General features: G+C 61.0%; 19 protein-coding genes. 13 read left to right on the top strand and 6 right to left on the bottom strand.

Going from position 1 to position 19,048, the window contains the following annotated elements:
• Window positions 1-30 precede the first annotated feature (30 nt).
• The 6 genes from BMY73_RS17355 to BMY73_RS17330 all read left to right on the top strand — a co-directional run bounded on the left by BMY73_RS17355 (window position 31) and on the right by BMY73_RS17330 (window position 5,951).
• Complete coding sequence (locus BMY73_RS17355) at window positions 31-1,386, top strand: M16 family metallopeptidase (protein WP_092408603.1); 1,356 nt, start codon at window positions 31-33, stop codon at window positions 1,384-1,386.
• Complete coding sequence (locus tag BMY73_RS17350) at window positions 1,379-2,875, top strand: M16 family metallopeptidase (RefSeq protein ID WP_092408601.1); 1,497 nt, start codon at window positions 1,379-1,381, stop codon at window positions 2,873-2,875. The genes BMY73_RS17355 and BMY73_RS17350 overlap by 8 nt, the downstream gene beginning before the upstream one ends.
• Window positions 2,875-3,495 (top strand): 16S rRNA (guanine(966)-N(2))-methyltransferase RsmD, encoded by a 621-nt coding sequence (gene rsmD / locus BMY73_RS17345; RefSeq protein WP_092408599.1) that lies wholly within the window; start codon window positions 2,875-2,877, stop codon window positions 3,493-3,495. Before BMY73_RS17350 ends, rsmD begins: the two co-directional genes overlap by 1 nt.
• Window positions 3,482-4,501 (top strand): hydrolase, encoded by a 1,020-nt coding sequence (locus tag BMY73_RS17340; protein ID WP_092408597.1) that lies wholly within the window; start codon window positions 3,482-3,484, stop codon window positions 4,499-4,501. Before rsmD ends, BMY73_RS17340 begins: the two co-directional genes overlap by 14 nt.
• A 401-nt stretch (window positions 4,502-4,902) precedes the next feature.
• A complete protein-coding gene (locus BMY73_RS17335; RefSeq protein WP_062385510.1) occupies window positions 4,903-5,631 on the top strand; it encodes an AzlC family ABC transporter permease in 729 nt (242 codons plus the stop codon).
• Window positions 5,628-5,951, top strand: a complete 324-nt coding sequence (locus BMY73_RS17330; protein WP_092408595.1) for an AzlD domain-containing protein — start codon at window positions 5,628-5,630, stop codon at window positions 5,949-5,951. Before BMY73_RS17335 ends, BMY73_RS17330 begins: the two co-directional genes overlap by 4 nt.
• 35 nt (window positions 5,952-5,986) lie before the next feature.
• Here the strand turns inward: BMY73_RS17330 and BMY73_RS17325 are convergent, their stop codons facing one another.
• The 3 genes from BMY73_RS17325 to BMY73_RS17315 all read right to left on the bottom strand — a co-directional run bounded on the left by BMY73_RS17325 (window position 5,987) and on the right by BMY73_RS17315 (window position 8,870).
• Entirely contained in the window at window positions 5,987-6,841 is an 855-nt protein-coding gene (locus BMY73_RS17325) for a sulfurtransferase (RefSeq protein ID WP_092408593.1), read from the bottom strand.
• 72 nt (window positions 6,842-6,913) lie between these two features.
• Window positions 6,914-7,600, bottom strand: coding sequence for a TetR/AcrR family transcriptional regulator (locus tag BMY73_RS17320; RefSeq protein ID WP_092408591.1), 687 nt, complete (start codon window positions 7,598-7,600; stop codon window positions 6,914-6,916).
• A gap of 73 nt (window positions 7,601-7,673) precedes the next feature.
• Complete coding sequence (locus tag BMY73_RS17315; RefSeq protein ID WP_062385518.1) at window positions 7,674-8,870, bottom strand: MFS transporter; 1,197 nt, start codon at window positions 8,868-8,870, stop codon at window positions 7,674-7,676.
• A 181-nt stretch (window positions 8,871-9,051) separates the two neighbouring features.
• Between BMY73_RS17315 and BMY73_RS17310 the strand changes: the two genes are divergently transcribed.
• From BMY73_RS17310 to ggt, 6 genes are all read left to right on the top strand, one after another.
• Complete coding sequence (locus BMY73_RS17310) at window positions 9,052-10,491, top strand: coniferyl aldehyde dehydrogenase (protein ID WP_092408589.1); 1,440 nt, start codon at window positions 9,052-9,054, stop codon at window positions 10,489-10,491.
• Complete coding sequence (locus tag BMY73_RS17305) at window positions 10,488-11,024, top strand: twin-arginine translocation pathway signal protein (RefSeq protein ID WP_092408587.1); 537 nt, start codon at window positions 10,488-10,490, stop codon at window positions 11,022-11,024. Before BMY73_RS17310 ends, BMY73_RS17305 begins: the two co-directional genes overlap by 4 nt.
• Before the next feature lie 29 nt (window positions 11,025-11,053).
• Complete coding sequence (locus BMY73_RS17300) at window positions 11,054-12,649, top strand: GMC family oxidoreductase (protein ID WP_092408585.1); 1,596 nt, start codon at window positions 11,054-11,056, stop codon at window positions 12,647-12,649.
• A gap of 124 nt (window positions 12,650-12,773) precedes the next feature.
• On the top strand, window positions 12,774-13,259 hold the full coding sequence (gene coaD, locus BMY73_RS17295) for a pantetheine-phosphate adenylyltransferase (protein WP_092408583.1): 486 nt from the start codon (window positions 12,774-12,776) through the stop codon (window positions 13,257-13,259).
• A 91-nt stretch (window positions 13,260-13,350) separates the two neighbouring features.
• Window positions 13,351-13,602, top strand: a complete 252-nt coding sequence (locus BMY73_RS17290; RefSeq protein ID WP_062385527.1) for a YfhL family 4Fe-4S dicluster ferredoxin — start codon at window positions 13,351-13,353, stop codon at window positions 13,600-13,602.
• An 80-nt stretch (window positions 13,603-13,682) separates the two neighbouring features.
• Window positions 13,683-15,425: a gamma-glutamyltransferase gene (gene ggt, locus BMY73_RS17285; RefSeq protein ID WP_371914982.1), complete on the top strand. Its 1,743-nt coding sequence runs from the start codon at window positions 13,683-13,685 to the stop codon at window positions 15,423-15,425.
• Here the strand turns inward: ggt and BMY73_RS17280 are convergent.
• The 3 genes from BMY73_RS17280 to BMY73_RS17270 form a co-directional block, all read right to left on the bottom strand.
• Complete coding sequence (locus tag BMY73_RS17280; RefSeq protein ID WP_092408579.1) at window positions 15,407-15,745, bottom strand: multidrug transporter; 339 nt, start codon at window positions 15,743-15,745, stop codon at window positions 15,407-15,409. The two genes, ggt and BMY73_RS17280, sit on opposite strands and share 19 nt — an antisense overlap.
• A gap of 114 nt (window positions 15,746-15,859) precedes the next feature.
• The gene (mutM, locus tag BMY73_RS17275) at window positions 15,860-16,672 is read right to left on the bottom strand and encodes a bifunctional DNA-formamidopyrimidine glycosylase/DNA-(apurinic or apyrimidinic site) lyase (RefSeq protein ID WP_092408577.1); all 813 of its coding nucleotides are present in this window, start codon (window positions 16,670-16,672) and stop codon (window positions 15,860-15,862) included.
• 42 nt (window positions 16,673-16,714) lie between these two features.
• Complete coding sequence (locus BMY73_RS17270; protein ID WP_092408575.1) at window positions 16,715-17,581, bottom strand: HDOD domain-containing protein; 867 nt, start codon at window positions 17,579-17,581, stop codon at window positions 16,715-16,717.
• A 168-nt stretch (window positions 17,582-17,749) separates the two neighbouring features.
• Here BMY73_RS17270 and BMY73_RS17265 point away from each other — a divergent pair, with 168 nt between their 5' ends.
• Window positions 17,750-18,946 carry a class I SAM-dependent rRNA methyltransferase gene (locus BMY73_RS17265; protein WP_092408573.1) on the top strand — a complete coding sequence of 399 codons (1,197 nt, stop codon included), beginning with the start codon at window positions 17,750-17,752 and terminating at the stop codon, window positions 18,944-18,946.
• The last annotated feature ends 102 nt before the right edge of the window (window positions 18,947-19,048 follow it).

Here is a 19,048-nt window from a genome sequence, read left to right as displayed (position 1 = left end):
AGCAGGCCGCCTCGAAGGTTCAAATTACGAATGAATGCTCTCGCCCGCTGTGCCGCAGGCCTGCTGCTCGGCACACTCTGTTTGCCCCTTGCAGCCAACGCCGCCGATCCTCAACCCACGTCCGAATTCACGCTGGATAACGGCCTGAAGGTGGTCGTGCGCGAAGACCATCGCGCGCCGGTTGTGGTGTCCCAGGTCTGGTACAAGGTCGGGTCCAGCTATGAAACGCCCGGCCAGACGGGCCTTTCCCACGCGCTTGAGCACATGATGTTCAAAGGCAGTTCCAAGGCCGGTCCGGGTGAAGCGTCGCTGATCCTGCGCGACCTGGGCGCCGAAGAGAACGCCTTCACCAGCGACGACTACACCGCCTACTACCAGGTGCTGGCCCGTGACCGTTTGAGCGTAGCCTTGGAACTGGAAGCCGACCGCATGGCGACGTTGAAACTGCCTGCGGAAGAGTTCGCCCGCGAGATCGAAGTCATCAAGGAAGAACGTCGTTTGCGCACGGACGACAAGCCCAACGCCAAAGCCTACGAGCGCTTCAAGGCCATCGCCTACCCTGCCAGCGGTTATCACACGCCGACCATCGGCTGGATGGCCGACCTGGACCGCATGAAGGTCGAAGAGCTGCGTCACTGGTATGAGTCCTGGTACGTGCCGAACAACGCGACCCTGGTGGTGGTCGGTGACGTGAAACCCGACGAAGTGAAGGCTTTGGCCGAGCGTTTCTTCGGGCCGATTCCGCGCCGCGATGTTCCGCCTTCGAAAAAACCGCTTGAACTGCCAGAGCCAGGCCTGCGCCAGATCACCGTTCATGTCGCGACGCAGATGCCGAGCCTGATGTACGGTTTCAACGTGCCGAGCCTTTCCACGGCCACCGACCCTCAGTCGGTGAACGCGCTGCGACTGATCTCCGCCTTGCTTGACGGTGGCTACAGCGCCCGTATCCCGACCCGCCTTGAGCGTGGCGAAGAACTGGTCACCGGCGCATCGTCGGACTACGACGCCTACACCCGTGGCGACAGCCTGTTCACCATCAGCGCCACACCTAACCAGCAGAAGAAGAAAACCCTGGCTGACACCGAGGCCGGTATCTGGCGTCTGCTCGATGAGCTGAAAACCAAGCCGCCCACTGCGGAAGAACTCGAGCGGGTGCGTGCCCAGGTCATCGCCGGCCTGGTTTACGAACGCGACTCCATTACCAGTCAGGCCAGCACCATCGGCGAACTGGAAACCGTCGGCCTGTCCTGGCGGCTCATCGATCAGGAACTGGCCGCCCTGCAGAGCGTCACGCCGCAAGACATCCAGAAGGCCGCACGCACCTATTTCACCCGCGAACGCCTGGCGGTCGCATACGTTCTGCCGGAGGAGAAAGCCCATGAGTAAGCGCGACGAAATACGCTTTGCGCGAACGCGGGCCCCTGCGTTGTTGCTCGCTGCAACCCTCGGCCTGTTCAGCATGGCCTCGGTGATGGCCGACACCACCGCCGACGCACCCAAGGCGATCGACAAAGCCGCCAATACCCTCGATTCGCTGAAAGAACTCGATGGTAAAGCGCCCGCCCGTCGCTCGCTGAACATTCAGTCGTGGAAAACCGCCGAGGGCGCTCGCGTGCTGTTCGTCGAAGCCCATGAGCTGCCCATGTTCGACATGCGCCTGCTGTTCGCTGCAGGCAGCAGCCAGGACGGCGCGACGCCGGGTATCGCGCTGGTCACCAACGCCATGCTCAACGAGGGCGTGAAAGGCAAGGATGTCAGCGCCATCGCCCAAGGTTTCGAGGGCCTGGGCGCCGACTTCGGCAACGGGTCCTACCGCGACATGGCCATTGCGTCGTTGCGCAGCCTCAGCGCCCCGGACAAGCGCGAGCCTGCGCTAAAGCTGTTCTCGGAAGTCGTTGGCAAACCCACCTTTCCGGCCGACTCGCTGGCGCGGATCAAGAACCAGCTGATGGCCAGCTTCGAATACCAGAAGCAGAACCCGGGCAAACTGGCGGGCGACGAATTGTTCAAGCGCCTGTATGGCGATCACCCGTACGCGCACCCGAGCATGGGCACGGCCAAAAGCATCGCGCCTATCACTCTGGCTCAATTGAAAGCCTTCCATGCCAAGGCTTATGCGGCCGGCAACGCAGTCATCGCGCTGGTCGGCGACTTGTCACGCGAAGACGCCGAAGCCGTGGCGGCACAGGTCTCAGCGTCGTTACCGAAAGGGCCGGCCCTGGCGAAGACCGTCGAACCGACCGAGCCCAAACCGGGCGAAACCCATATCGAATTTCCGTCCAAGCAGACGCACTTGATGCTGGCTGAACTGGGCATCGACCGTGCCGATCCGGATTATGCCGCGCTGTCATTGGGCAATTCGATCCTCGGTGGCGGCGGCTTCGGCAGCCGTTTGATGACGGAAGTTCGCGAGAAACGCGGCCTGACCTATGGCGTCTCTTCGGGCTTTACCCCGATGCAAGCGCGCGGGCCGTTCATGATCGGCCTGCAAACCCGAGCGGAACTGAGCGAAAACACGCTCAAGCTGGTCAAGGACATCACTCGTGACTTCCTCGCCAACGGCCCGACCCAGAAAGAACTGGACGATGCCAAGCGCGAACTGGCGGGCAGCTTCCCGCTCTCGACCGCCAGCAACTCGGCGATCGTTGGGCAACTGGGTGCGATTGGCTTCTATAATCTGCCCCTGAGCTATCTCGAAGACTTCATGACCCAATCCCAGAGCGTCACCGTCGAGCAGATCAAGACGGTGATGAACAAGCATCTGGACGCGGACAAGCTGGTGATCGTGACGGCCGGTCCGACCGTCCCGCAGAAGCCGCTACCGCCCCCTACTGATAAACCCGCTGAGCAACCGCTCGGCGTTCCGGAGCACTAATGACCTCGACTTCCAAGCCGCCACGTATCCACAAGGGGCACAAAATCCACACGGGCCTGGGCCAACTGCGGATTATCGGCGGCGAATGGCGCAGTCGGCGTCTGAGTTTCCCTGACGGGCCGGGCCTGCGTCCCACGCCGGATCGTGTTCGTGAAACGCTGTTCAACTGGCTGGCGCCTTATATCGAAGGCGCCCGCGTGCTCGACCCATTCGCAGGCAGCGGCGCGTTGTACCTGGAGGCCTTGTCACGTGGCGCCGGCATGGGCCTGGCGCTGGACACCAACTCAACGGCCATTTCCAGTCTGCGCGAGCACCTGGGCACGTTGCGCTGCACCGTCGGCAAGACGCACGCCACCGACGCACTGCGGTACCTGGAGTCGCAATCGGCTGAGCAGTTCGACGTGGTCTTTCTCGACCCACCGTTCCACCAGAATCTGCTGACACCCGCCTGCACGCTTCTGGAAGAGCGCAACTGGCTCGCGGATAACGCGTGGATCTACACCGAGAGCGAAACTGCGCCGTCGACCCTCGGCCTGCCGGCCAACTGGCGCCTGCACCGGGAGAAGAAGGCCGGGCAAGTGCATTACGCGCTGTGGGAAAGAAGTGTTGTCGCCAGCTGACAGCCGTCCGTTCATTCCCGCATTCGGACTCGGCAACCCGCACCTGCAAACCCTTTGGGGCCCGCTCTGGCGAAAGACCATTCACCTGGATCGTCGGCGCGAGCGGCTCTGGCTGGAGGATGGGGACTTCCTCGACATGGACTGGTACGGTCCGCACGACGCGAAAGTACCCATCGTGCTGGTGCTGCATGGGCTTACCGGCTCCTCCAACTCGCCATACGTCGTTGGTCTGCAGCAAGCCATGGAGAAACGTGGCTGGACCAGCGTCGCGCTGAACTGGCGAGGCTGCTCGGGCGAACCCAATCTGCTTCCGCGCAGCTACCATTCCGGCGCGAGCGAAGACCTGGCGGCCGTCATCGCACACATCCGCACCGCACGACCACTGGCCCCGCTTTACGCGGTCGGGTATTCATTGGGCGGCAACATCCTGCTCAAGCACCTGGGCGAATCCGGTCTGGACAGCGACCTGCAAGGCGCGGCGGCGGTTTCGGTGCCGTTTCGCCTGGACGAATGCGCAGACCGCATCGGGCAGGGGTTTTCCAAGGTCTATCAACGGCATTTCATGCGCGAGATGGTCGGGTATATCCGCGACAAACAGCGCCGCTTTCAGCATGAGGGCCTGAACGAAGGCCTCGCCGCCCTCGCCGCGCTGGGCTCACTCGACAATCTGCGCACGTTCTGGGAATTCGATGGAAAAGTGACCGCGCCGCTCAACGGTTTTGTCGACGCTCAGGATTATTACCATCGCGCCTCGAGCCGCTATTTCCTCGGCGCGATTCGCACGCCGACGCTGCTGGTGCAATCAATCGACGACCCGTTCGTGTTCAAGCACAGCCTGCCTGATGCGGGCGAGCTGTCCTCAAGCACCCAGTTCGACCTGCAGAACCATGGTGGTCATGTGGGGTTTGTCGGAGGCACGATCAGAACGCCGAACTATTACCTGGAGAAACGGATTCCGGAGTGGTTGGTGGATGTGCACGGGGCTCAAGCAGGCCTGATGGTCTGACGCTTCACTGTTCAAATTGCCGAAGAACCTGGGAGCACGGCGTTCCCACGGAGACAACCTCATTCGCCGCCGATCCTGTAGGAGCCGTTCGAGGTTACGAGGGCTGCGAACGCGGTGTGTCATCCACCATCGATGTTGCTGAGACACCGCATTCGCCAGCAAGCCGGCTCCTACAGCATCAGCGGCGTCCCCATGTCTTTAGAACGACGCGGATCTTGTAGGAGCCGTCCGAGGTTACGAGGGCAGCGAATGCGGAGTGTCAGTCGCCGTTGATGTGACTGAACCACCGCATTCGCCAGCAATGCCGGCTGCTACGGTTCAAGACCGGTTTTGATCTGTGCAAGATCGTTCAAGACAGCGCTCCCGCACCCGCCTAACATTCGGGGCATAAGGAGAACAGCATGTCCCGCCATCAACTCTACGTCCGCGGTCTTCGCGACAGTGTGCCTATGCTCGTCGGCATCGCGCCGTTCGGCATCATCTTCGGAACCCTCGCCGGTGTCGGTGGCTTGTCGCTGTGGCAAGCGGTCGGCATGTCGTTGTTCGTCTATGCCGGGTCCGCACAGTTCATCGTTGTCAGTCTGATGGGCGCCGGCGCCAGCGCCGTGGTGATCCTGCTGACCACCTTCATCGTCAATCTGCGCCATGTGCTTTACAGCGCCACCTTGCAGCCGCAGGTCCAGGGTTTGCCCCAACGCTGGCGATTGCTGCTGGCGTTCTGGCTGACCGACGAAACGTTTGCGGTTGTGCAGCGTTACTACATCGTCCACGGCCGCCAACCGCTGGCGCATTGGTATTGGCTCGGCGTGGCGAGCGCACTTTACGCCTGTTGGGTCGGCAGTTCACTGGTGGGCGTATTGTTCGGTCAGGCGGTTCCGGACATGGCGAGCTGGGGCCTGGAGTTCGCGATGCTGGCAACGTTCATCGGCATCGTAGTGCCGCTGTTACGCAATCAGCCGCAGATCGCCGCTGCCCTGGTGGCGGGCGCCGTGGCGCTGGTCACGTGGTCACTGCCGTACAAGCTGGGGCTGATGGCTGCCGCGTTCAGCGGGATTGCCGTGGGTGTTCTGCTTGAACGTCGGCAGGCGGCGCGCCCTCACGACCGATCCCGCGAGGGGGTGCATCCATGAGTTATTGGTGGCTGATTCTGGGCATGAGCGCGATCACCTTCCTGATGCGCTACAGCCTCTTCGCCTGGCCGAACCTGCGCTTCCCGCCGGTCGTGCGACAAGGCCTGCACTACGTGCCAACTGCCGTCCTGACCGCCATCGTGGTACCGGGCATGCTGCTGCCAGACGGCCAGCACTGGCAGGTGTCGTTCCAGAACGCGTACTTGCTGGCCGGCATCGCTGCAATCGCGATTGCAGCGTTCAGCCGTAACCTGCTGGCGACCATAGGAGGCGGTCTGGTGGTGTTCTTTTTGCTGCGATGGGCGATGGGGCAGATCTAGCGTGATCTCACTCCCACCGTTTTCTACAGCCGTCGTCAGTCCCCCGTCGCAATACCTCGGGCCGGATCATTGATCCACTCGCTCCAGGACCCCGCATACAACCTGCCCAGCGGATAGCCAGCCAGACACAGGGCAAACAGGTTATGACATGCCGTGACACCGGAACCGCAATAGGCCACCAACTGGTCTGGCGAGCGCCCTTTCAGCGTGTGTGCAAACCGCTGTTTGAGCTGTTCGGCCGGGAGAAAACGTCCGTCGGCGGCCAGGTTGTCGGTAAACGCTGCGCATTGAGCACCGGGAATGTGCCCTGCTATAGGGTCGATCGGCTCGACCTCACCGCGAAAGCGCGCCGGCGCCCGGGCGTCGATCAAGGTCATCTCCGGCGCTCCCAGCCTCCCCTGCAAATCCGCTGCGCTCAACACCAGGGATTGATCGGGCGCGCCCTGGAACGAACCTTGTCGATGTTCCGGCGGGTCCAGACTCAATGGCAGTCCCGCCGCATGCCAGGCCTTCAGCCCGCCATCAAGGATGTACACGCCATCACGCTTGCCCAGCCATGCCAGTAACCACCACGCCCTGGCGGCGTAGGCGCCGGGGCCATCGTCATAGAGCACGATGTCGCTGTCGTTATTGACACCCCAAAAACGCAGGCGCTCGATCAGTACCTGCGGATCGGGCAGCGGATGGCGACCGGTGACGCCTTTGGTAACGGGACCGCTCAGGTCATTGAGCAGGTCTGCGTAGGAAGAACCCTCTATGTGCCCCTCGGCATAGCTGCGCTGACCGTAATCCAGGTCATCAAGTGAGGAACGACAATCCAGAATCACAAGCCCGGGCTCTTGTTGGCGTTCGGCCAGTTGTTGCGGGCTGATCAATTGCGCGATGGACATGACAGGCTCCTGCAGACAGTGAAAGTGGCTATAGCGATAAGACAATCCATTTGAGCGAACGAGCGCCGCACTTCAGCTCGCGTCCTCCAGTGCCTTGTTAAGCGGCACATAAAATTCGGCGCAAAGGGCATGCACGGCTTCCCGAGCCTCGGGCGTAACGTAAGCGAGTTCGAGCATCAGCACCTGATACACGCCGCGCCGAATGGCGTCTTCGTTCAGGTGTGTGGCGTTTTCCCGGGTGGTGCAGAGGAAACGCACCCAGGAGGTCAGGATGATCCAGGCATTGAGCGTGAGCGATTCGATCTGCACCTTGTCCATGTCCAGAATCCCTGCTTCGACGAAGCCGCCGTAAATGGCCATGGCCTTGATCAGACAATGCTGCGAAAACCGCCGATAGCGTGCCGCCAGCTCAGGGTCGGCTTCGAGCAGATGTTCAAGGTCGCGGTGCAGAAAACGGTAGCGCCACATGCCGTCCAGAATCGCGGTCAGGTAATGACGCTTGTCTTCGACACCCGGCAAGCGACCTTTGGGCGGATGCAGGAAACTGTCCACCAAGGCTTCGTATTCGTTGAACAGCTCGGCGATGATCGCCTGCTTGTTGGCGAAGTGGTAATACAGATTGCCCGGCGAGATCTCCATGTGCGCAGCGATGTGGTTGGTACTGACGCTGCGCTCACCCTGCTGATTGAACAGCTCCAGGCTGCTCTGCACGATGCGTTCACGGGTCTTGATGCGTAAGGTTTTGATGCGCGGCGCCATGCTCGACTCGAACGTTGGGACGTGACAGGAATGTGTCCGATCTTAACGCAAGCGCCGCGATGCGGTGCAGCCCTCATGACTCGACGGGGGCCGCCACCTTCGTCCGGGTGGCGACGGCCACGACAACGCCAATCACCACGGCGGCCAGTGCCAGCGCGAGAATCACGCCCCGTAACCCCATCGACACGGCCCACACCCCCACCAACAAACCGGCCAGCGGTTGGGTCAGGTTGTTCAGCAGTGTGATGACGCCGACGGTCTTGCCGAAATCTCGCACGGGAATCACGCGTTGACGGATGGTCCGCATGTAGACATTGAACATCTTGTCGAAACCGACGATAAGCAGGAAGCCCATCAGGTAAATCTCGGAGGCCGCACCGGTGGCGGTGATCAGCGCACCCAGCGTGATGGCGCAGTAAGACACCCTGCCAAGCACCGACAGCGGCAACGTGATACGGGCCAGCCCGAACAGAATCACAATGGTGACCAGCGCGCCCGACGCTTGAAGCGCCGCGTAGAAGTCTTTGCTTTCACCGAATGAGCCGATGACCATGGCCGCCGAGCTGGCCAGCGTCACGCCCACGATGAGATTCACGCCTGCCGCCAGGCAAATGATTTTTTTGAGCTCGGCGGACCGCCGGATGTGGCTGAAAGCAATCCGCAAGGGTTGAAACCAGATGTCTGCATGCTGCTCGAACGTCTCCAGTGTCACGTTGCTGCTGCGCTGCCACTCACGCATCGCGACGTCAGCGAGCACGAACAGCAACGCGACGCCGACGACCACGCCTGGCCACGGGCAGAACTCCAGCGAGAGTGCCGCCAGCAGCGGGCCGAGGACAAGCCCGGTCTGGTCGGCGATCTGTGAGTAGGACAGCGTCTTGCCGTATCGATAGTCCGCGAAGATATGGGGCATCACCACTTCACGCGCCATGATCCCTTGAGTGGTCAGCACCCCGCAGATCGCGGAAAGCAATACCAGCCAGTAAATCCCGCCAAACACTCCGTACAAGACCATCGCAACCACGCAGATCACTGCGCGGTACATCTGACTGATGTGCAACAAGCGGATCGGGGCGTACTTGTCGCACAGTGCGCCGCAGATGGGGAATGCCAAAAAGCGCGGCAGCGTCTCGACGAAAAACGCCACACCTGCCCAGGAGGCGCTTTGGGTGGTCTGGAAGACAATCAGCGGAACCAGAAACAACAGAATCTGATCGGCCAACCGCGAGAGAAAAAGGGAAAAGAAGAACGCCAGATAGTCCGTACGCATTGAGACTCCATGTCACGTGTAGCGAATCGGTTCGCCAGGAACCGGCGCAAGCAGTCTGGCCCGCGGATTTGCGCGGTGCAAGCGGCATGACAATGCCGGCGATGAACATGACGAGCGCATTTGACTTTCTAGAGCAATGACTCTAAAAACAACGCTACAACGTCCAAAAGGAACTGCAGCGATGCCTGTTGAATCCGTCCGCCTGCCTCTGCCTGGCGATCTACCCGACCCGAATGCCGAACTTCAACGACTGTTCGACAGTCAGCGGCGGGCATTCGCGGCGGACCCGATGCCAGCGGCCGGGCAACGCCTGCAGTGGCTCGACAGCCTTCGTCAATTGCTCAGCGACGAGCGCCAGGCGTTGATCGACGCCATCAGTGCGGACTTCAGTCACCGCAGCGCCGACGAGACGCTGCTCGCCGAATTGATGCCAAGTCTCCACAACATCCATTACGCATGTCGCCATCTAAAAACGTGGATGCGCGCGTCTCGGCGCCGTGTGGGAATGGCGTTCCAGCCCGCCTCAGCAAAAGTCATCTATCAGCCACTGGGCGTGATTGGCGTGATCGTGCCGTGGAACTATCCGCTGTATTTGGCAATTGGCCCGCTGGTGGGCGCATTGGCTGCCGGCAATCGGGTGATGCTCAAGCTCAGCGAGTCGACACCCGCGACAGGCGAGTTGCTCAAGAAGCTGTTCGCCCGGGTCTTCCCCGAGGACCTGGTGTCGGTGGTGCTGGGCGAGGCGGACGTCGGCGTGGCGTTTTCCCGACTGCCCTTTGATCATTTATTGTTCACCGGCGCCACCAGCGTGGGGCGACACGTGATGCGCGCGGCGGCAGAGAATCTGACGCCCGTCACACTGGAGTTGGGCGGTAAGTCGCCCGCCATCGTCTCCCATGACGTGCCGTTGAAGGACGCTGCCGAGCGCATTGCCTTCGGCAAAACGCTGAACGCTGGCCAGACCTGCGTCGCGCCGGATTACGTGCTGGTGCCGAGGGACCGCGTGATGGATTTTGTCGAGGCGTACAAAAAGGCGGTCACCGGCTTCTATCCAACCCTGGCCGACAACCCGGACTACACGGCCATCATCAACCCGCGGCACCTGGCACGGCTGAACGGCTACCTGGCCGACGCGAAAAGCAAGGGCGCGAACGTCATCTCGTTGTACGAAGAAGGCCAGGGACGACGCATGCCGTTCAGCCTCTTGCTCAACGTCAAAGACGAGATGCTGGTCATGCAGGACGAGATTTTCGGCCCGTTGTTACCCATCATCCCTTATGACCGCATCGAGCAGGCCTTCGACTACATCAATCAACGACCTCGCCCACTCGCGCTGTATTACTTCGGCTACGACAAGGCGGAGCAAAAACGCGTACTGGAACAGACGCATTCCGGTGGCGTCTGTCTGAACGACACCCTGCTCCATGTCGCACAAGACGACTTGCCGTTCGGCGGTATCGGTGCATCCGGGATGGGGCACTACCACGGTCACGAAGGCTTTCTGACCTTCAGCAAGGCCAAAGGCGTGTTCATCAAGCAGCGTTTCAATGCCGCGCGGCTGATATATCCGCCTTATGGCAAGGCGATACAGAAGCTGATCCATCGGGTGTTCGTGCGATGAGGGTCGCGGCTTCGGGCGTTTCCCGACGCTGCGTCCTGAAACTCGGGTTAGGGGCAACGGTATTTCTGTCCACGGCAGGCGTAACGGCGAGTCTCAGCGGATGCTCCAGCACCACGGCCGCGCCGGGTTTCAGCGTACTGCGTGTCAGCGACATGCCGTTTTTGCAGGCCGTGATTCCGGTCATGCTCGAGGGCGCAACGGCGGCGGTCACCGTAAAGAACGCGGTGGAAGCCACGTTGCACAGCCTGGACAGTGGCCTGGCGCGTCTTTCCCCGGAGATGCTCAAGCTGACTCAACAACTCTTCGATGTGCTGGCCATGGCCATCACCCGAGGACCGCTGACGGGGATCTGGGGCGGTTGGGAAACCGCCGACGCCGAGCAAATACGACATTTTCTCGGCCGCTGGCAAAACAGCTCGCTGAATCTTTTGCGCCAGGGCCACGGCTCATTGCTGCAGCTGGTGCTCATGGCCTGGTACAGCCGGGCTGAGTCATGGGCCGCGTGCGGGTATCCCGGACCACCGAAAATCTGATCCAGCACACATAAAAATAACGAGGTTTTATGCCTGTTCCCGACACGTTCCGCGAGGGTCTTGCTCGCGGCTGGAAGACCCATAACGGCTCGATGCTTGAGCGGGACCTGACGCTGGAAGCCGATGTGGTCATCATCGGCAGCGGTGCAGGCGGCGGCACCACGGCGGAAATCCTCAGCGCAGCCGGCCTCAACGTAGTGATCATCGAAGAGGGACCGTTGAAAACCAGCTCCGACTTTAAATTGCTGGAGGACGAGGCCTATTCGACGCTGTATCAGGAGGGCATCGGCCGGATGAGCAAGGACGGCGCCATCACGATCCTGCAAGGCCGCGCGGTGGGTGGCACTACGCTGATCAACTGGACATCGAGCTTTCGCACGCCGGACCAGACCCTCGATCACTGGGCCCGCGAGCATGGCGTGAAAGGACACAGCCCGGCCGAAATGGCCCCGTGGTTCGACAAAATGGAACAACGACTGGGCGTCGCGCCCTGGATCATGCCGCCAAACGCCAATAACGACGTCATTCGCCAAGGCTGCGAGGCACTCGGCTACAGCTGGCATGTCATCCCGCGCAACGTGCGCGGCTGCTGGAATCTGGGCTATTGCGGAATGGGTTGCCCGACCAACGCCAAGCAATCCATGCTCGTGACGACCATTCCTGCAATGCTGGAACGAGGGGGCGAGCTGCTTTACCTGACTCGCGCCGACCGCCTGATCATCCAAAAGGGCAAAGTACTCGGCGTAGAGTGCCAGGCGATGGATGAACGTTGCGTCGCGCCCACTGGGCGCCACATCACCGTGAAGGCGCGGCACACCGTGCTCGCCGGCGGCGGCATCAACAGCCCTGCCCTGCTGATGCGCTCCAAGGCACCAGACCCGCATGGCCGCCTGGGAAAGCGGACTTTCCTGCACCTGGTGGCATTCTCGGCGGGCCTGTTCGACAAGGTCATCAATCCGTTCTACGGCGCGCCGCAATCGATTTACTCCGATCATTTTCAGTGGCGCGACGGCGTGACAGGCCCCATGGCCTACAAGCTTGAGGTCCCGCCCTTGCAGCCTGCGCTGACGGCGACGTTGCTGGGCGATTATGGTCAGAAGAATGCCGAGCGCATGGCCCAGTTGCCGCACACGCACATGATGCTGGCGCTGCTGCGCGATGGTTTTCACCCCGACAGCCTCGGCGGGACGGTCGAACTGCGCGGCGATGACACGCCGGTACTGGATTATCAAGTGTCGCCCTATGCCTGGGACGGCGTGCGTCGGTCGCTGCACACCATGGCCGAGATCCAGTTTGCGGGCGGCGCCAAAGCCGTCATGCCGTTACACGGCGACGCCGACTATGTGAAAACCGCCGCTCAGGCGCGTTCGCTGATCGACTCCCTCAGACTCGAGATTTTCCGCACGCGCCTGGGCAGCGCGCACGTCATGGGTGGCTGTGCCATGGGCGAAGACGCCGCAAACGCCGTCACTGACAGCCTGGGCAGGCACCACCAACTGGAAAACCTGTCGATTCATGACGGATCGCTGTTTCCGACCAGCATCGGCGCTAACCCTCAGCTGTCGGTGTATGGGTTGACGGCAAAGCTGGCGACGGAGTTGCTGGACAGATTGAAGCGTACTTGACGCTCCTACAGACGATACAGCGCATCAAGCGCAGGGGTCCGATACAGGCGAGGGTACGACTTGGCCCCTTGCCCCCGCTGCGCTACCATCCGAGTCCCCTACGGACTCCGACCAGGACGACGCGATGAACCGAGTGTTGTACCCAGGCACCTTCGATCCAATCACCAAGGGCCATGGCGATCTGGTGGAACGCGCCTCGCGCCTGTTTGATCAAGTGGTCATAGCCGTTGCCGCCAGCCCGAAGAAAAACCCGTTATTCCCTCTGGAACAGCGTGTAGCACTGGCTCGCGAAGTCACCAAACACCTGCCAAACGTCGAAGTCGTGGGTTTCTCAAGTCTGCTGGCGCATTTTGCCCAGGAGCAGAACGCCAATATCCTGCTGCGCGGACTGCGTGCCGTGTCCGACTTCGAGTACGAGTTTCAGCTCGCCAACATGAACAAACAGCTGGCGCCCGACGTGGAAAGTCTTTTTCTCACGCCGTCCGAACGCTATTCCTTCATTTCATCTACGCTGGTCAGAGAAATTGCGGCGTTGGGCGGAGACATCACCAAATTCGTACACCCGGCTGTCGCTCAGGCGCTCAAGGAAAGGTTTAAGCCCGGTTCGTGAGTCATGTGCAGGTGCATACCGTGCGCTAATGCGGCACAATTCGCCGCATTAGTTCAGATATGCCCCGGTGTCGACCGCGGCAGGAGTATCCATGTCCCTGATCATCACCGACGATTGCATCAATTGCGACGTCTGCGAACCCGAGTGCCCGAACGAAGCGATTTCCCAAGGTGAGGAGATCTATGTGATCAACCCGAACCTGTGCACCGAATGCGTTGGCCATTACGACGAGCCGCAGTGCCAGCAGGTCTGCCCCGTGGACTGCATTCCGCTGGATGAGAATCACGTCGAGAGCAAAGAAGAGCTCATGGCCAAATACCAGTTGATTACTCGTAAGGCATAACCAGAGGCAAATTTTGTCGGCTTCCGCGCTTTCGCCGAAAACACTGGGTGTAATGCCTGTTGACGTGAGGCGAGATACGCATGACATCGATGCTGAGGCGACGACCCTCATTGTTTTGCACAGTGCTTTCACTGTGCGCCCTCTCTGCCCAAGCCAGTCCTGATCACCCTGATCAGGCCGCCATTGCCAGCCCACACCCCATTGCCACTGCCGCCGGTCGGGAAATCCTCGTCGACGGCGGCAACGCTTTCGATGCCGCGATCGCGATCAGCGCCACGCTTGCCGTGGTCGAGCCTTACGGTTCAGGTATGGGCGGTGGAGGGTTCTTTTTGCTGCGTCAGGCAGGGGAGCCTGTGCAGTATCAGTTTCTTGATGCGCGGGAAAAAGCACCGCTCAAGTCCAGGCTCAAGATGTTTTATCGCAATGGCGTCGCGCAGCCGGATCTTTCTCTGAATGGTCCGCTGGCCGCCGCGATTCCGGGCTTACCGGCCGCTCTGGTGGAACTCGCCGAGCGTTACGGCCGCTTGCCCTTGCGCATCTCCATGGCCCCGGCCATCCGCGTGGCTTATCGCGGTTTCAAGGTCGATGAGGTGTACCGGGAGCGCGCCAGCTGGCGGTTGTTCGCCCTGCGCGCCAATAAGGAAAGTGCGCGCCTGTTCTTGCGCAATAACGACGTGCCTGACATCGGCGAAGTCATCAAACAGCCCGAACTCGCGCAGACCCTGGATCGCATCGCGGACAAAGGTCGCGCCGGCTTTTACCGCGGGCTGACGGCACAGGCCATGGTCAGCGGCGTTCGCGCAGCGGGTGGTATCTGGAACTACCACGATTTCGAAGAATACGACGTCATCACCCGAACGCCGCTTCGCTTCCAGTTGGCAGACCAGCGCGAACTGATCAGCGCGCCTCCGCCTTCCGCGGGCGGCATCGCCTTGGCACAAAGCCTGTTCATGCTGCAGCAATTGCCGTGGCGGGAATCGGACAAGGTGCAGCGCGCCCATTACGTGGTGGAGGTCCTGCGGCGTGCTTTTCGAGATCGAGTGTTATTGGGCGATCCTGACTTCGTGCCCAACCCGATCGCCCAGGTACTGGCACCTGATTATCTGTTTGAACTGACGGGCAGCATCGATCCTCACCGGGCCACGCCCAACAACAGCTTGCCGCCCGCTCCGCGCTGGCGAGAAGGTGACAACACCAGCCATTTCTCGGTCCTCGACAACGAGGGCAACGCCGTTGCGGCAACGCTATCATTGAACCTGCCGTTCGGCTCAACGTTCACAGTGCCCGGGACGGGTGTACTTTTGAACGATGAAATGGACGACTTCGCCGTTGACCCCAAAGGCAGCAATACCTACGGACTGGTCGGCAGCCAGGCGAACATCATCGAGCCCGGCAAGCGCCCGCTGTCGAGCATGAGCCCCAGCTTCATTGAAAGCCCTCAGGCGTTCACAGCCTTCGGTACGCCAGGCGGCAGCCGGATTCCCAGTGTGATGCTGCTGTCGATACTGCAATACCTGGACGATCAGCCCGTCAGCCAATGGACCTCAGCACCGCGCTACCATCACCAGTACATTCCGGACGTGGTGGAATACGAGGCAGGTGCGTTCACCGAAGAGGAATTGAGCGACCTGCGCGAGCGCGGTCACCGAGTCAGGGAGACCAAGCGCGATTTTGGCGATCTGCAAGTGCTGTTATGGCGCAAGAACAACGCCAGCGTGGAAGCCGCGAGTGACCCTCGCGGTGTCGGTCAATCGACGACGTTCAGACCCGACGCGCCGCTGCACCTGGTGCGCGCCTGCACGGATCAGTCGTGCTTGCCGTAGCCACTCGTGGTGCAACCCAGGCACCGCACGAAGGCTGCTTTACCGGGATCGACTACCAGCGCCTTGCCCGTCGCGCCGAGATTACCGCCCGCCGCAGCGAACGGCGATGCGATCACGAACAACCCCGCACCGATCACGGTTGCCACGATCAGCAGCGGACGTGCGATCAGAAGGTCGCCCATCATCGCGTAAGCCGGGGGATTCTGAATCTGGTAGACAGGATCACCGCTGCCCGCTGCCTCGACCTGCGCCATGGCCGGTGTCATCTGCAAGCCGAAGAACAAGGCCAGGATAGCGGCGAGAATACGAAACGGGCGCATGGCGTGGTCCTTCAGGCTCAACGAAAAGTGATGGTGCTCACTATAAACAGGGATCGGGGTTAAGCAAGCGGATGTCTGTTTCATTCGCGACACACATCCGCACGATACCGCGCCCTACTTCTGACATTTGGGGCAATACACGCTCGCCCGCTGTCCCAGTTTGACCTCACGCATCGTGGTGCCACAGACCTTGCAGGGCTCTTCGCCGCGACCATATGCGAACAATTCCTGCTGGAAATACCCCGGCTGGCCGTCGCCGCCAATGAAGTCACGCAACGTCGTGCCGCCCCGTTCGATGGCCGCCGCCAGAATGCGTTTGATCTCGATGGCCAGCTTTATGTAGCGCGCCTTGGAAATGCTCTTGGCTTCACGGCGCGGATCGATACCCGCCGCAAACAGCGCTTCGGTCGCATAGATATTGCCCACGCCCACGACGACGGCGTTGTCCATGATGAACGGCTTGACCGCCATCGACCGTCCGCGCGACAGCTCGTACAGACGCAAGCCATCGAACAGGTCTGTCAACGGTTCAGGCCCCAGGCGAATCAGCAACTCATGGTTGTGGGGGTCCAGACTCCAGAGCATCGCGCCAAAGCGGCGCGGGTCGGTGTAACGCAGCGCCAGCCCGGATTCGAGCTCGATGTCGACGTGCTCGTGCTTGAGTGCGGGAAGCCCTGCCTCGACCAGCCTCAGATTGCCCGACATGCCCAAGTGGCTGATCAATGTCCCGACCTCGGCCTGGATCAGCAGGTATTTGGCGCGTCGCTCCACGACCACGATTTTCTGGCCGGACAGACGGACGTCCAGATCCTCGGGAATCGGCCAGCGCAAACGCCGGTCACGAACGATCACGCGACTGACGCGTTGCCCTTCCAGATGAGGCGCGATGCCCCGACGGGTGGTTTCGACTTCAGGTAATTCAGGCATGAGGCAGCAGCTCGGAGGAGACGGGACCGCAGGCGCACGTGATCAGTGCGCGCTCAGTTCACGGATACTTTCTTTAAGGTTTTCGAAGTCGTAATCGGACAGGCCGACGTAATCGAGGATCAGGTGACCGATGCTGTTCCACTCATGGTCAACGGCCTGATTACCCAATACACGATGGGACGAGCAGATGTGCTCGGCCATCTTCAGCGTCGCCAACAGGTTTTTCAGCGGCGCATTACGGCCCGTATCGTCCTGAAAGATCGCCAGCGCATTGTGATGATTGGCGATTGCGTTGCTGACATGTTCGGGCAAACGCCACGATTTGGCCGTGAAGTACCCGACAACCGCGTGATTGGTGTTGAGAACGCGGTTTTCCGTGTCCACCACACGGCAGTCCGGGCCGGCGTTGGCGTACGCCTGCTCCAGCACGTTCATGTACTCCGGAAAACGCTTGAGCATCAACGGTACGCCGCAATCGTGAAACAGGCCCAGCGCATAGGATTCGTCCACCGTCTGCGAGCCGAGTCGTTTGGCCAGCGTCAGGCTGGTCATGGCGACGTCCTGAGCGGTGTCCCAGAAGCGGTTGAGCACCACGATGGTTTCGTCAGTCATCTCACCTTTGATCGACTGCGCGTTGATCAGGTTGATAATGGACCGGCTGCCCAGCAGGTTCACCGCGCGCTGAATCGAAGCGATCTTGTTCGTCAGACCGTAATGCGCCGAGTTGACGATTTTCAGCAGAGCGCCGGAGAGGCCGGGGTCCTGTGCGATCAACCGGGCGATCACACCCAGATCAGGGTCGGGCATGTACTGCTCCATCTGCAAATCGACCATGATTTGCGGCTGGGGCGGAACGCTGATGCCTTGCAACGCCTGCTGGATCTGCTCGGAAGTAAGCTCTTGGGACATAACTACACACTCAAGGTCAGGGGGCGATTCTAACCCTTACCGCCCATGCTTCGACAACCGTTGAAACACTCTCTGGGTCCGACAGACCGCTAGCCGGTTAATTCATCGCCAGACGCGCGCGGGCGAGATCACGCGTTATAATCCCGCTCTTTTTTCCGGAGCGACGTCATGTCCCTGCCTAGCTTGCGCCTCAAGCCCAACGCCGACCGTCGCCTGCGCGCCGGTCACCTGTGGATCTACAGCAACGAAATAGACGTTGCCGCCACCCCGCTCAACGGCTTTGCTGCGGGCACTCAAGCGATTCTGGAAGCAGCGGGCGGCAAACCGCTGGGCATCGTCGCCATGAGCCCGAACAACCTGATCTGCGCGCGCTTGCTGTCGCGCGACGTCAAGCTGCCGCTGGACAAGTCGCTGCTGGTGCATCGCCTGAACGTCTGCCTGTCGCTGCGCGAGCGCCTGTTCGACAAACCTTTTTATCGCCTGGTGTACGGTGATTCCGACCTGTTGCCGGGTCTGGTGGTCGATCGTTTCGGCGATATCCTGGTGGTGCAACTGGCCTCTGCGACCATGGAGCATCACAAGGACGACGTCCTGGCGGCGCTGATTCAAGTGATCAAGCCGAGTGGCATCCTGCTGAAAAACGATTCCGCGGCGCGCGACGCCGAGGGCCTGACCCGCTACGTCGAAACCGCGTTCGGCCTGGTACCGGAGTGGGTGGCGCTGGAAGAGAACGGCGTGAAATTCGAAGCGCCGGTCATGGAAGGTCAGAAGACCGGCTGGTTCTATGACCACCGCATGAACCGCGCGCGTCTGGCACCCTACGTCAAAGGCAAACGCGTGCTGGACCTGTTCAGTTACATCGGCGGCTGGGGCGTCCAGGCTGGCGCATTCGGCGCCAGCGAAGTGTTCTGCGTTGATGCCTCGGGGTTCGCGCTCGATGGTGTTGAACGCAACGCCGGGCTGAACGGCTTCGCCGAGAAAGTCACCTGCATTGAAGGCGACGTGTTCGAGGCCTTGAAAGAGTTGAAAGCCGCTGAAGAGCGCTTCGACGTGATCGTTGCCGATCCGCCCGCCTTCATCAAACGCAAGAAAGACCTGAAAAACGGCGAAGGCGCCTACCGTCGCCTGAACGAGCAAGCCATGCGCCTGCTGAGCAAAGACGGCATCCTGGTCAGCGCCTCCTGCTCGATGCACCTGCCTGAGGACGATCTGCAGAACATCCTCCTCACCAGCGCCCGCCACCTGGACCGCAATATCCAGCTGCTGGAACGCGGCGGTCAGGGTCCGGACCACCCGGTACACCCGGCTATCCCGGAAACGCGCTACATCAAGAGCATCACGTGCCGGTTGTTGCCGAATAGTTGATTGCAACCTTCTTTGGGACAAGCCTCTGCAGGAGCGTGGCTTGTCCCGCGATCTGTTGCGCAGCAACAGCAATGCCTATGACCCCGTTCTTCCTGACATGCC

This window comes from Pseudomonas sp. NFACC02 (genome assembly GCF_900110765.1).
Taxonomy (GTDB): domain Bacteria; phylum Pseudomonadota; class Gammaproteobacteria; order Pseudomonadales; family Pseudomonadaceae; genus Aquipseudomonas.
The sequence above is the reverse complement of the archived record's forward strand: the minus strand, read 5'-3'. Positions and strand labels throughout refer to the sequence as shown.

Excerpts from the sequence above, each read along its gene's own strand:
- BMY73_RS17355 (WP_092408603.1), top strand. The coding sequence starts at position 31 with ATGAATGCTCTCGCCCGCTGTGCCGCAGGCCTGCTGCTCGGCACACTC.
- BMY73_RS17350 (WP_092408601.1), top strand. The coding sequence starts at position 1,379 with ATGAGTAAGCGCGACGAAATACGCTTTGCGCGAACGCGGGCCCCTGCG.
- rsmD (WP_092408599.1), top strand. The coding sequence starts at position 2,875 with ATGACCTCGACTTCCAAGCCGCCACGTATCCACAAGGGGCACAAAATC.
- BMY73_RS17335 (WP_062385510.1), top strand. The coding sequence starts at position 4,903 with ATGTCCCGCCATCAACTCTACGTCCGCGGTCTTCGCGACAGTGTGCCT.
- BMY73_RS17330 (WP_092408595.1), top strand. The coding sequence starts at position 5,628 with ATGAGTTATTGGTGGCTGATTCTGGGCATGAGCGCGATCACCTTCCTG.
- BMY73_RS17325 (WP_092408593.1), bottom strand. The coding sequence starts at position 6,841 with ATGTCCATCGCGCAATTGATCAGCCCGCAACAACTGGCCGAACGCCAA.
- BMY73_RS17320 (WP_092408591.1), bottom strand. The coding sequence starts at position 7,600 with ATGGCGCCGCGCATCAAAACCTTACGCATCAAGACCCGTGAACGCATC.
- BMY73_RS17315 (WP_062385518.1), bottom strand. The coding sequence starts at position 8,870 with ATGCGTACGGACTATCTGGCGTTCTTCTTTTCCCTTTTTCTCTCGCGG.
- BMY73_RS17310 (WP_092408589.1), top strand. The coding sequence starts at position 9,052 with ATGCCTGTTGAATCCGTCCGCCTGCCTCTGCCTGGCGATCTACCCGAC.
- BMY73_RS17305 (WP_092408587.1), top strand. The coding sequence starts at position 10,488 with ATGAGGGTCGCGGCTTCGGGCGTTTCCCGACGCTGCGTCCTGAAACTC.
- BMY73_RS17300 (WP_092408585.1), top strand. The coding sequence starts at position 11,054 with ATGCCTGTTCCCGACACGTTCCGCGAGGGTCTTGCTCGCGGCTGGAAG.
- coaD (WP_092408583.1), top strand. The coding sequence starts at position 12,774 with ATGAACCGAGTGTTGTACCCAGGCACCTTCGATCCAATCACCAAGGGC.
- BMY73_RS17290 (WP_062385527.1), top strand. The coding sequence starts at position 13,351 with ATGTCCCTGATCATCACCGACGATTGCATCAATTGCGACGTCTGCGAA.
- ggt (WP_371914982.1), top strand. The coding sequence starts at position 13,683 with ATGACATCGATGCTGAGGCGACGACCCTCATTGTTTTGCACAGTGCTT.
- BMY73_RS17280 (WP_092408579.1), bottom strand. The coding sequence starts at position 15,745 with ATGCGCCCGTTTCGTATTCTCGCCGCTATCCTGGCCTTGTTCTTCGGC.
- mutM (WP_092408577.1), bottom strand. The coding sequence starts at position 16,672 with ATGCCTGAATTACCTGAAGTCGAAACCACCCGTCGGGGCATCGCGCCT.
- BMY73_RS17270 (WP_092408575.1), bottom strand. The coding sequence starts at position 17,581 with ATGTCCCAAGAGCTTACTTCCGAGCAGATCCAGCAGGCGTTGCAAGGC.
- BMY73_RS17265 (WP_092408573.1), top strand. The coding sequence starts at position 17,750 with ATGTCCCTGCCTAGCTTGCGCCTCAAGCCCAACGCCGACCGTCGCCTG.